Below are 12,969 nucleotides of genomic sequence, written 5' to 3'. Positions count from 1 at the left end.
TATATATATAGGTATAATAGGTGCTCCTTTTTAAGGAGCACCTAATATTCTATACGGGTGTAGCTCAGTTGGTAGAGCACCGGTCTCCAAAACCGGGTGTCGGGAGTTCGAGCCTCTCCGCCCGTGCAATAGTTAAAAAAATAGTGTTTTCAAAATTCAAGCCTGTCCTGAATAAATTTGATTAGATATTATCACAAAAAATATATATATAATGGGTATTGTTACATACATTAAAGAATCTTTTGAAGAGCTAAACCATAAGGTTACCTGGATATCTTTTACAGAAGCTCAAAAATCTACAGTGGTAGTAGCTCTATTTACTGTTTTATTCGCTATAGCAGTATTTCTTGTTGACAAGGTATTTCAGTTAGGTTTAGAACAATATTTTAATCTATTTAATAAATAATATGTCAGATTCTGTAAAGAAATGGTATGTAGTGAGAGCTATTGGAGGTCAAGAAAATAAAGTTAAGACTTATATCGAAAACGAAGTTGCTCGTTTAGGTCTTTCAGATTATGTTGATCAGGTGTTGGTACCTACAGAAAAAGTGATACAAATACGTGCTGGAAAAAAAGTAAATAAAGAAAAAGTTTATTTTCCAGGGTATATAATGATTCAAGCTAATTTAACAGGAGAACTTCCTCACGTAATTAAATCGGTTACTGGTGTAATTGGATTTTTGGGTGAAGTAAAAGGTGGAGATCCAGTTCCTTTGAGAAGATCAGAAGTGAATAGAATGTTAGGTAAGGTTGATGAATTAGCTGTGCAGAATGAAAATGTGGCTATTCCTTATATAAAAGGAGAAACAGTTAAAGTTATAGATGGTCCATTCAATGGTTTTGATGGTACTATCGAAAATATAAATGAAGAAAAACGTAAACTTGAGGTTATGGTTAAAATCTTTGGAAGAAAAACTCCATTGGAATTGAGCTATATGCAAGTTGAGAAAATATCATAAATGTTACATATTTAAGACTTAATTTAAGTTTCCATTAAATTATTGTCTAAACTAAAGTTTAAAAAATGGCAAAAGAAATTAGTAAGGTTGTAAAATTACAAGTTCGTGGAGGAGCAGCAAACCCTTCGCCACCTGTTGGACCTGCTTTGGGTGCTGCCGGGGTTAACATCATGGAGTTCTGTAAGCAGTTTAATGCTAGAACTCAAGATAAACCAGGCAAAGTGTTACCAGTGGCTATTACTGTTTATAAAGACAAGTCTTTTGACTTTGTTGTAAAAACACCACCAGCTGCAGTACAGTTACTTGAAGCTGCGAAAACTAAAAAAGGATCAGGAGAACCAAATCGTAAAAAAGTTGCGACGGTTACTTGGGACCAAATTAGAACCATTGCTGAAGATAAAATGGTTGATTTAAATGCTTTTAAAGTTGAATCAGCAATGAAAATGGTTGCGGGTACAGCAAGATCAATGGGAATAAAAGTTAAAGGAAACGCTCCTGCTTAAACTTTATAATTTTATAAAAAAATGTCGAAATTAACTAAAAATAGAAAAGAAGCTAAGGCCAAAGTGGATGCTACAAAGGCATATTCTTTAGAAGAAGCCTCTGTTTTAGTAAAAGAAATATCTAATGTAAAGTTTGATCCATCTATTGATGTTGCGGTTAGATTAGGAGTTGATCCTAGAAAAGCAAATCAAATGGTTCGTGGGGTAGTAACATTACCACATGGAACAGGTAAAGATGTGAAAGTACTTGCATTGGTAACACCAGATAAAGAAGAGGAAGCCAAAGCGGCGGGTGCTGATTATGTTGGTTTAGATGAATACCTTCAAAAAATTAAAGGAGGATGGACAGATGTTGACGTAATTGTTACAATGCCAAGCGTTATGGGTAAATTAGGTCCTTTAGGTAGAGTATTAGGCCCACGTGGTTTAATGCCTAACCCTAAGACTGGTACCGTAACTATGGATGTAGCAAAAGCTGTTGCAGATGTTAAAGGTGGTAAAATTGATTTTAAAGTTGATAAAACTGGAATCATTCATGCTGCTATAGGTAAAGCGTCTTTTGATGCCGATAAAATTGCTGGTAATGCTAAAGAATTGTTTACAACAATAATGAAGTTAAAACCAACAACATCTAAAGGAATTTATGTAAAAAGTGTCTTTATGTCTAGTACGATGAGTCCTAGTATTCAAATAGATACCAAATCAGTTGTATAGCAAGTTAAAAGTTTAGAAAAATGACTAGAGAACAAAAATCACAAGTAATAGACGACTTAACAAGCCAATTAGCTGATAGTAGCACAATATACCTTGCAGATATTTCGGGCTTAGATGCTTCAAATACTACAAAATTACGCAGAGCTTGTTTTAAAGCTAATGTAAAATTGGCAGTTGTTAAAAATACCTTGCTTACTAAAGCAATGGAAAAATCTGATAAAGATTTTGGAGAATTACCAGAAGTTTTAAAGGGAAATACCTCTATAATGATTTCTGAAGTTAGTAATGCTCCTGCAAAAGTAATTAAAGAATTCCGTAAAAAATCTGACAAACCAGTTCTTAAAGGAGCTTATATTGAAGAGGCTATTTATGTTGGTGATAACCAATTAGATGCACTTGTAAATATTAAATCTAAAGAAGAACTTATTGGTGAAGTTATCGGATTGTTACAATCTCCAGCTAAAAATGTTATTGGAGCATTACAATCAGGTGGTCAGAAATTATCTGGAATCCTTAAGACTTTATCAGAAAAATAAAAAGTACGCACTTATAATCTAAATATTAAAAAATTAAAACAAACAAAAATGGCAGAATTAAAAGATTTCGCAGAACAATTAGTTAACTTAACTGTAAAAGAAGTTAATGAATTGGCTAATATATTAAAAGACGAGTATGGTATTGAGCCTGCAGCAGCTGCAGTAGCAGTAGCAGGACCTGGTGCTGGTGCTGGCGATGATGCAGCTGAAGAGCAATCAGAATTTGACGTAATTTTAAAAGCAGCTGGTGGTTCTAAATTAGCAGTTGTAAAATTAGTTAAAGAATTAACTGGTTTAGGTCTTAAAGATGCTAAGGAATTAGTAGATGGTGCTCCTAAAGCAATTAAAGAAGGAGTTTCTAAAGAAGAAGCTGAAGGTCTTAAAACATCTTTAGAAGAGGCTGGAGCTGAGGTTGAACTTAAATAGGTTCAGTCCCCGAATATCGGGCTAGACAATTAAGGTTTAGGTCATTGCGTGTATGCGTAATTGGCCTAAACCATTTTGCGTATATATTCGTTATTTAAAGTTCATCATTTTTTTAATTAAAAAATTTCTCCATTGGCAACAAATACAAGTACCGAAAGAGTAAACTTCTCATCTGCAAAACTAATTACTGATTATCCTGACTTTTTAGATATTCAAGTAAAATCGTTTCAAGATTTTTTTCAGTTAGAAACTAAGGCAGACCAAAGAAGTGACGAGGGTTTATTTAAAACTTTCTCAGATAATTTCCCTATAACTGATACCAGAAATCAATTTGTATTAGAGTTTATAGATTATTTTGTTGATCCGCCAAGATACTCAATTCAAGAATGTATCGAAAGGGGTTTAACGCATAGTGTTCCATTAAAGGCAAGACTTAAATTGTATTGTACTGATCCGGAACATGAGGATTTTGAAACTATTGTACAAGATGTATATTTAGGTACAATTCCTTACATGACACATAGTGGTACTTTTGTTATAAATGGTGCTGAACGTGTTGTGGTTTCTCAATTACACCGTTCGCCAGGGGTTTTCTTCGGTCAATCTTTCCATGCTAATGGTACTAAATTATATTCTGCGAGGGTAATTCCTTTTAAAGGTTCTTGGATAGAATTTGCAACAGATATCAATCAGGTAATGTATGCCTATATTGATAGAAAGAAAAAATTACCTGTTACTACTTTATTCCGTGCTATCGGATATGAACGTGATAAGGATATATTAGAAATATTTGATCTTGCTGATGAAATAAAAGTTTCAAAAAGTGGATTGAAAAAAGTTTTAGACAGAAAGTTAGCTGCGAGAGTATTGAAAACTTGGCATGAAGATTTTGTTGATGAAGATACTGGTGAAGTTGTTTCTATTGAGCGTAATGAGATTATTTTAGATAGAGATACTGTTCTTGAAAAAGAACATATTGATGAAATACTTGATGCTGGAACTAAAACCATTCTTTTACATAAAGAAGACAATGAAATGGGTGATTATGCTATAATCCATAACACCTTACAAAAAGATCCTACAAATTCTGAAAAGGAAGCTGTAGAACATATTTACCGTCAATTACGTAATGCTGAGCCGCCAGATTATGAGACAGCAAAAGGTATTATAAATAAATTGTTCTTTTCTGAACAACGTTACAATTTAGGTGAAGTTGGTCGTTATAGAATGAATAAAAAATTAGGTTTAGACATTGATATTGAAGAACGTGTCTTAACTAAAATTGATATTATTACGATTATCAAGAATTTAATCAAATTGGTTAATTCTAAAGCGGAAGTTGATGATATTGATCACTTATCTAACCGTCGTGTAAGAACTGTTGGAGAGCAGTTAGCAAGTCAGTTTGGTGTCGGTCTTTCTCGTATGGCTCGTACCATTAGAGAACGTATGAATGTGCGTGATAATGAGGTGTTTACACCTATTGATTTGATTAATGCGAAAACATTATCATCTGTAATTAATTCGTTTTTTGGAACGAATCAATTATCTCAATTTATGGATCAAACGAATCCATTGGCTGAGATTACTCATAAAAGAAGATTATCAGCATTAGGACCTGGAGGTTTATCTAGAGAAAGAGCTGGTTTTGAGGTACGTGATGTTCACTATACTCATTATGGTCGTCTTTGTCCAATTGAAACTCCAGAGGGGCCGAATATTGGATTGATTTCTTCACTAGCTGTATATGCAAAAGTGAATAACCTAGGGTTTATTGAAACTCCTTATCGTGAAGTAGTTGATGGTAAAATTGATATTACTAAAACGCCTATTTATTTAAGTGCAGAAGAAGAAGAAGGTAAAAAAATTGCCCAATCTAATTTAGATTTAGATGATGAAGGTAGAATAGAATTAGAAAAAGTTGTAGCAAGAGAAGAGGGTGATTTTCCATTAGTAACTCCAGAAGAAGTTAATTACATGGATGTTTCTCCGAATCAAATTTCTTCGATATCAGCTTCGTTGATTCCGTTCTTAGAACATGATGATGCCAACCGTGCATTAATGGGATCGAATATGATGCGTCAAGCAGTTCCATTGATGAGACCTGAGTCTCCAATTGTTGGTACTGGTTTAGAGCGTAGAGTAGCAACGGATTCAAGAATTCTTATCAATGCCGAAGGTAATGGTGTTGTAGAATATGTAGATTCTGATAAAGTTACTATTAGATATGACAGAACAGAAGAGGAGAGGTTAGTAAGTTTTACAGAAGATAGTAAAACCTATAATCTTATTAAATTTAGAAAAACAAATCAAGGTACCTCTATAAACTTACATCCTATTGTAACCAAAGGAGATAAAGTTGCTAAAGGTCAAGTACTTTGTGAAGGTTATGCAACCGAAAAAGGTGAATTAGCTTTAGGTAGAAATATGAAAGTAGCCTTTATGCCTTGGAAAGGGTATAACTTTGAGGATGCAATCGTAATTTCTGAAAGAGTTGTTCGTGAAGATATTTTTACTTCTATTCATATTGATGAATATTCTCTAGATGTTAGAGATACTAAATTAGGTGCTGAAGAATTAACAAATGATATTCCAAATGTTAGTGAAGAAGCTACTAAAGATTTAGATGAAAATGGAATGATAAGAATTGGTGCTGAAATTAAACCAGGCGATATTCTTATTGGTAAGATTACTCCAAAAGGAGAATCTGATCCAACTCCAGAAGAAAAATTATTACGTGCTATATTTGGTGATAATGCTGGTGATGTTAAAGATGCTTCTTTAAAGGCTTCTCCATCATTGAACGGTGTTGTTATCGATAAGAAATTATTCCAAAGAACAATAAAGGATAAAGCAAAAAGAAGCCAAGACAAAGAAGATATTGCAAAATTAGAGGCTGAATTTACCCTTAAGTTTGATGATATTAGAGAACGTTTAATTGATAAACTTTTTAGTCTTGTTAATGGTAAAACGGCACAAGGTGTATTAAATGATTTAGGTGAAGAAGTTTTTCCTAAAGGAAAAAAATATACGTTGAAAATGTTAAATGCAATTAGCAATTTCGAGTACTTAACTAAAGGTACTTGGACAACTGATGATCATTTAAATAAATTGATTACTGAATTAATTCACAACTATAAAATTACTGTGAATGATATTCAAGGGTCATTACGTAGAGAGAAATTTACAATTACAGTTGGTGATGAGTTACCAGCAGGTATTGTAAAACTTGCTAAAGTTTATATTGCGAAAAAACGTAAACTTAAAGTGGGAGATAAAATGGCGGGTCGTCACGGTAATAAAGGTATTGTAGCTCGTATTGTACGTGCTGAAGATATGCCTTTCTTAGAAGATGGAACTCCTGTTGATATCGTATTAAATCCATTAGGTGTACCTTCTCGTATGAATATTGGACAAATTTATGAAACAGTGTTAGGTTGGGCTGGTCAGAAATTAAATCAAAAATATGCAACACCAATTTTTGATGGTGCTAGTATTGATCAAATTACTGAATTAACCAATAAAGCAGGTGTACCTGAATTTGGACATACGTATTTATATGATGGTGGTACAGGTGAGCGTTTTGATCAACCAGCAACAGTAGGTGTAATTTATATGATTAAATTAGGTCATATGATTGAAGATAAAATGCATGCACGTTCTATTGGACCATATTCATTAATTACACAACAACCATTAGGTGGTAAAGCACAATTTGGTGGTCAACGTTTTGGTGAGATGGAAGTATGGGCATTAGAAGCTTATGGAGCATCTGCTACATTAAGAGAAATCTTAACCGTAAAATCAGATGATGTATTAGGTAGAGCCAAAACTTACGAATCTATCGTAAAAGGAGAACCAATGCCAGAACCTGGTTTACCAGAGTCGTTTAATGTATTAATGCACGAGTTAAAAGGACTTGGCTTAGACGTTAGATTAGAGGAATAACAATCAAACTGTGGAGTTTTGGCTCCACAGTTTTACAATACATTTTTACATTTTAATTGATTGCATAATATATCATGGCAAAACAAAAAGAAAAATACACTGTAAAAAAATTCAATAAAATTTCTATTGGTTTGGCTTCGCCTGAATCAATTCTAGAAAAATCTAGAGGGGAAGTTTTAAAACCAGAAACCATTAATTATCGTACGCACAAACCAGAAAGAGATGGTTTATTTTGTGAGCGTATTTTTGGCCCTATAAAAGATTATGAGTGTGCTTGTGGTAAGTACAAAAGAATTAGATATAAAGGAATTATTTGTGATCGATGTGGAGTAGAAGTTACGGAGAAGAAAGTTCGTAGAGATAGAGTAGGTCATATTAATTTAGTAGTGCCTATTGCACATATTTGGTATTTTAGATCATTACCAAATAAAATGGGTTACTTATTAGGATTACCTTCTAAGAAATTAGACATGATTATTTACTACGAACGTTATGTAGTAATTCAACCAGGTAATGCTAAGAATGCAGAAGGTGAGTCTTTAGAGAAAATGGACTTCTTAACTGAAGAAGAATATTTAGATATTTTAGAATCTCTTCCTCAAGATAATCAATATTTAGATGATTCTGACCCTACTAAGTTTATCGCTAAAATGGGTGCGGAATGTTTAATAGAACTATTGTCTAGAATAGATTTAGATTCTTTATCTTATGAATTAAGACATAAAGCAAATACTGAAACTTCTAAACAACGTAAAACTGAAGCTTTAAAAAGGTTAAATGTTGTTGAGGCTTTTAGAGATGCAAATTTAAATAGAGAAAATAAGCCAGAATGGATGATTATGAAGGTGGTTCCAGTTATACCACCAGAATTACGTCCGTTAGTGCCATTAGATGGTGGTCGTTTTGCGACTTCAGATTTAAATGATTTATACCGTCGTGTAATCATTAGAAACAACCGTTTAAAAAGATTGATGGAGATTAAAGCTCCTGAAGTTATTTTGCGTAATGAGAAACGTATGTTACAAGAATCTGTAGATTCATTATTTGATAACACACGTAAGTCATCTGCAGTAAAAACAGAATCAAATAGACCTTTAAAATCATTATCTGATTCATTAAAAGGTAAACAAGGTCGTTTCCGTCAAAACTTATTGGGTAAACGTGTTGATTATTCTGCACGTTCGGTAATTGTTGTTGGACCTGAATTGAAATTATTTGAATGTGGATTGCCAAAAGATATGGCAGCTGAATTATACAAGCCTTTTGTAATTAGAAAATTAATTGAAAGAGGTATTGTAAAAACAGTAAAATCTGCAAAGAAAATTATAGATAAAAGAGAACCTGTAGTTTGGGATATTTTAGAGAATGTTTTAAAAGGACATCCTGTATTATTGAACCGTGCTCCAACATTACACCGTTTGGGTATTCAAGCTTTTCAACCAAAATTAATTGAGGGTAAGGCTATACAATTACACCCACTTGTGTGTACTGCATTTAATGCGGATTTTGATGGGGATCAAATGGCGGTGCATTTACCATTAGGACCAGAAGCTATTTTAGAATGTCAATTATTAATGTTGGCTTCACATAGTATTTTGAATCCAGCAAATGGTTCACCGATTACTGTACCTTCTCAGGATATGGTTTTGGGTCTGTATTATATGACCAAAGAGCGTAAAACTGATGAAACTTATACAGTTAAAGGAGAGGGAACTACTTTTTATTCTCCAGAGGAAGTAAATATTGCTTTTAATGAAAAGAAAGTAGATCTTAATGCAGGAATTAGAGTTAGAACTAAAGACTTTAATGAAAATGGAGAATTAACAACACAAATTGTTACAACAACAGTTGGTAGAGTTTTATTTAATGAGGTGGTTCCTGAAGCAGCTGGATATGTAAATGAGGTATTGACAAAAAAATCACTGAGAGATATTATTGGTCGTATATTAAAAGTGACCAATGTGCCTACTACAGGAGAATTTTTGGATGCGATAAAAGGAATGGGGTATCATTTCTCATTTAAAGGTGGTTTATCATTTAGTTTAGGAGATATTATTATCCCTAAAGAAAAATCAGGAATGATTGATGATGCCAACGAGCAAGTAGATACTATTACTGCTAGTTATAATATGGGTATGTTAACGAATAAAGAACGTTATAATCAAGTAATTGATATATGGAGTTCTACAAACAATAAGTTGACAGAACTTTCTATGAAACGATTGAGAGAAGACCAACAAGGGTTTAACTCAGTATATATGATGCTTGATTCTGGTGCAAGGGGTTCTAAAGAACAAATTCGTCAGTTAACAGGTATGCGTGGATTAATGGCGAAGCCTAAAAAATCTACAGCAGGTGGTGGAGAAATTATTGAAAACCCTATTCTTTCTAACTTTAAAGAAGGATTATCAATTTTAGAATACTTTATATCTACACACGGTGCTCGTAAAGGTCTAGCAGATACCGCTTTAAAAACGGCAGATGCTGGTTACTTAACACGTCGTTTGGTAGATGTTTCTCAAGATGTTATTGTAAACGAACACGATTGTGGAACGTTAAGAGGTCTTGAAATTTTCCCGCTTAAGAAAAATGAAGAGATTGTAGAATCTTTAGGAGATCGTATTTTCGGTAGAACTTCTTTAAATAATGTTAGAAATCCTTTAACAGATGAAATCATTGTTGGTGAAGGAGAACAAATAGATGAAGATATCATTGCTGTTATTGAATCTTTACCAATAGAAAGTGTTGAAGTACGTTCAGCATTAACTTGTGAGGCTTCAAGAGGTATTTGTGCGAAATGTTACGGTAACAGTTTGTCAACTCGTAATATGGTTCAAATTGGTGAGGCTGTTGGTGTAATTGCAGCACAGTCTATTGGAGAACCTGGTACACAGTTAACCTTACGTACTTTTCACGTGGGTGGTATTGCAGGTAATATTTCTGAAGAGAATAAATTAACGGCTAAGTTTGATGGTGCTGTTGAAATTGAAGACTTGAATACAGTTGAAGGTCTTGATAATGATGGTAATAAAGCAGATATTGTAATTTCTAGAACATCAGAAATTAAAATTCTAGATAAGAAAACGGGTATTACCTTAAGTACTAATAATATTCCTTACGGTTCTTACCTATCAGTAAAAGATGCTAAAACGATTAAAAAAGGAGATGTTATTTGTCAATGGGATCCTTATAATGGTGTAATTGTATCTGAATTTAAAGGTAAAATCGGATTTGAAAATATAGATCAAGGTATTACTTATGTCGTTGAAGTCGATGAACAAACAGGTCACCAAGAAAAAGTAATTTCTGAATCTAAGAACAAAAAAGTAGTTCCTACTTTATTAATATTAGATGCTAAGGGTGAAGTGATAAGATCTTACAGTTTACCTGTAGGTGCTCACTTAATGGTTGAAGAAGGAGAGAAAATTGATGCTGGTAAAGTATTGGTTAAAATACCTAGAAGATCTGGTAAAGCAGGTGATATTACAGGTGGTTTACCAAGAGTAACTGAATTGTTTGAAGCTCGTAACCCTTCTAACCCTTCTGTTGTATCAGAAATTGATGGTGTGGTTTCATTCGGTAAAATTAAGCGTGGTAACCGTGAGATTATTGTTGAATCTAAATTAGGTGATATTAGAAAATATTTAGTAAAACTTTCTAATCAGATCTTAGTTCAAGAGAATGACTTTATTAAAGCAGGTATGGCATTGTCTGATGGAGCTGTAACTCCAACTGATATTTTAAATATTAAAGGACCTGGTGCTGTTCAAGAATATTTGGTAAACGAAATTCAAGAAGTATATAGACTACAAGGTGTGAAGATTAATGATAAACACTTTGAAGTTGTTGTTCGTCAAATGATGCGTAAAGTAAGAATTATTGATTCTGGAGATACTATTTTCTTAGAAAATCAATTGATTCATAAAAACGACTTTATTCATGAGAATGATGAAATTTACGGAATGAAAGTTATTGAGGATGAAGGTGATTCTGAAACCCTAAAACTAGGTATGATTATTTCTTCACGTAAATTAAGAGATGAAAATTCTATTTTACGTAGATCTGATAAAAACTTAGTGGTAGCAAGAGAGGCAATTCCTGCAACAGCAGAACCTATCTTACAAGGTATTACAAGAGCATCACTACAAACGAAATCATTTATTTCTGCTGCATCTTTCCAAGAGACAACTAAAGTATTAAACGAAGCTGCTGTAAGTGGTAAAATTGATACCTTAGAAGGATTGAAAGAAAATGTAATTGTTGGTAAGAGAATTCCGGCAGGTACTGGTATGCGTATGTATGATCATATGATTGTAGGATCTAAAGCAGAAATGGAAGAGAACTAATTATGGCAGAAGATAAAAATAAAGAAAATCAATTAAATATTGAATTAGATGAGAGTATTGCTGATGGCACTTATGCTAACCTAGCAATTATCAATCATTCTGTATCTGAATTTGTGGTTGACTTTGTTAACGTTATGCCAGGTACACCAAAGGCTAAAGTAAAGTCTAGAATTATTTTAACGCCACAGCATGCTAAACGTTTAGCAAAAGCATTGGCAGAGAATATAAATAGATTTGAAAATGCTCACGGTGAAATAAAAGATTATGAACAACCTCCAATTCCAATGAATTTTGGACCGACAGGTCAAGCATAAATAAGTTAAAAGCCTCCAATACATATTGGAGGCTTTTTTTATATCTTAGTTGTTATGAAGGTTAAAAGGCTTTGGACCTACCCATTACTGTTTGGAATTATTGGTGCTTTATTAGGATTGATATTACGCTATGCTTATACAGGTTCTTTTAGTGGTTTTCCATTTAAGAATGTGTTGCATTCACATAGCCATGTAATGCTATTAGGCTTTATTTTTAATGCACTTTTAATTACTGTCTGGTCAACGTTTGTAATTGAGATCGATAAAGCTACCTATTGGTTGTTTTTGATATTACAGCTATGTGTTGCTATTTTTTTAGTAGCATTTATTCTACAGGGATATGCTTTTTACTCCATTTTGTTTTCTACTATCCATTTATGGGTAAGTTACATATTGTTAATTCGTTTATGGCGAAAGCTTGATTCTAATAATAAACAACAAAATTTAATAAAACTAGGAATTGTATTTCACTTTCTGTCAAGTATAGGTCCGTATATGTTAGGGCCACTTATGGCAATGGAAATGCAAAATTCACCTTGGTATCAGCAAGCTATTTTCTTTTACCTACATTTTCAATATTTTGGCGTGTTTTTAACATGGATGTTGGCTGTGCTATTTCATAAAGCAAAAATTAAACTCAATAAAACTCAATTATTAGTCCTTACTGTTAGCCTAGGTTTTCTTTTTGCACACTCATTAGATTTTAGTTTTAATCATTGGCCAATTCAATTATTTGGTAGTCTTGGATCCCTAGGGTTGTTTGGTTTGTTATTAAGTTTTGTAAAGCAATTCAGTACCTTAAAACACAACTATAAATTCCTTTATTTAGGTGTTCTAATAATTGCTTTTTTGAATGTTTTAGGGAGTGTTCCTGCAATTGCTGATTTAGCTGTAGAAAGTAGGTTTATTTTAATTGCCTGGCTTCATTTAATTTTCTTGGGTATTTACACCCCTTTTATTTGGTTGTCATTACCAAAAAAAGTGCATCCAATAATTTGGTTCTGTTATGGCTTAGTATTGTTCACCTCTGAAATAGGATTACTCTTTCCTAAGTTTATTAATAATTGGACTACTGTACCTATAATGTGGTTTTTGTTTTTTAGTTATTTAGGTATATTTTTATGTATTTGTTTGGTACATATTGCTACTATGTTGTATTTGAGAAAAACAAATGTCATTATTAAAATGTAATATATTTATCGGTATATAGAAAAATTTTAATA

Annotated in this window: 10 protein-coding genes and 1 tRNA gene; all 11 read left to right on the top strand. The window is 32.9% G+C overall.

The window, feature by feature from the left end; all coding sequences use genetic code 11:
• The first annotated feature begins 53 nt into the window (after positions 1-53).
• The 11 genes from D3P13_RS14545 (at position 54) to D3P13_RS14495 (ending at position 12,937) form a co-directional block, all read left to right on the top strand.
• A tRNA-Trp gene (locus D3P13_RS14545) sits at positions 54-126 on the top strand.
• A gap of 85 nt (positions 127-211) precedes the next feature.
• Positions 212-406 carry a preprotein translocase subunit SecE gene (gene secE, locus D3P13_RS14540; RefSeq protein WP_117883601.1) on the top strand — a complete coding sequence of 65 codons (195 nt, stop codon included), beginning with the start codon at positions 212-214 and terminating at the stop codon, positions 404-406.
• A gap of 1 nt (position 407) precedes the next feature.
• Positions 408-959, top strand: coding sequence for a transcription termination/antitermination protein NusG (nusG, locus tag D3P13_RS14535; protein WP_117883600.1), 552 nt, complete (start codon positions 408-410; stop codon positions 957-959).
• A 65-nt stretch (positions 960-1,024) separates the two neighbouring features.
• Positions 1,025-1,462 (top strand): 50S ribosomal protein L11, encoded by a 438-nt coding sequence (gene rplK, locus D3P13_RS14530; RefSeq protein WP_117883599.1) that lies wholly within the window; start codon positions 1,025-1,027, stop codon positions 1,460-1,462.
• Between the two features lie 21 nt (positions 1,463-1,483).
• Positions 1,484-2,176 carry a 50S ribosomal protein L1 gene (gene rplA, locus D3P13_RS14525; protein ID WP_117883598.1) on the top strand — a complete coding sequence of 231 codons (693 nt, stop codon included), beginning with the start codon at positions 1,484-1,486 and terminating at the stop codon, positions 2,174-2,176.
• A 20-nt stretch (positions 2,177-2,196) separates the two neighbouring features.
• Entirely contained in the window at positions 2,197-2,712 is a 516-nt protein-coding gene (gene rplJ / locus D3P13_RS14520) for a 50S ribosomal protein L10 (protein WP_117883597.1), read from the top strand.
• Between the two features lie 48 nt (positions 2,713-2,760).
• On the top strand, positions 2,761-3,138 hold the full coding sequence (gene rplL / locus D3P13_RS14515; RefSeq protein ID WP_117883596.1) for a 50S ribosomal protein L7/L12: 378 nt from the start codon (positions 2,761-2,763) through the stop codon (positions 3,136-3,138).
• 132 nt (positions 3,139-3,270) lie between these two features.
• Positions 3,271-7,086 carry a DNA-directed RNA polymerase subunit beta gene (gene rpoB, locus D3P13_RS14510; RefSeq protein ID WP_117883595.1) on the top strand — a complete coding sequence of 1,272 codons (3,816 nt, stop codon included), beginning with the start codon at positions 3,271-3,273 and terminating at the stop codon, positions 7,084-7,086.
• A gap of 74 nt (positions 7,087-7,160) precedes the next feature.
• Positions 7,161-11,432, top strand: a complete 4,272-nt coding sequence (gene rpoC / locus D3P13_RS14505; RefSeq protein WP_117883594.1) for a DNA-directed RNA polymerase subunit beta' — start codon at positions 7,161-7,163, stop codon at positions 11,430-11,432.
• A 2-nt stretch (positions 11,433-11,434) separates the two neighbouring features.
• Positions 11,435-11,746, top strand: coding sequence for a DUF3467 domain-containing protein (locus D3P13_RS14500; RefSeq protein WP_117883593.1), 312 nt, complete (start codon positions 11,435-11,437; stop codon positions 11,744-11,746).
• 54 nt (positions 11,747-11,800) lie between these two features.
• Positions 11,801-12,937 carry a hypothetical protein gene (locus D3P13_RS14495; RefSeq protein ID WP_117883592.1) on the top strand — a complete coding sequence of 379 codons (1,137 nt, stop codon included), beginning with the start codon at positions 11,801-11,803 and terminating at the stop codon, positions 12,935-12,937.
• The last annotated feature ends 32 nt before the right edge of the window (positions 12,938-12,969 follow it).

This window comes from Aureibaculum luteum, assembly GCF_003449015.1.
Lineage (GTDB): Bacteria > Bacteroidota > Bacteroidia > Flavobacteriales > Flavobacteriaceae > Aureibaculum > Aureibaculum luteum.
Note: the sequence above shows the minus strand (reverse complement) of the source record. Positions and strands in the feature narration are given on the sequence as shown.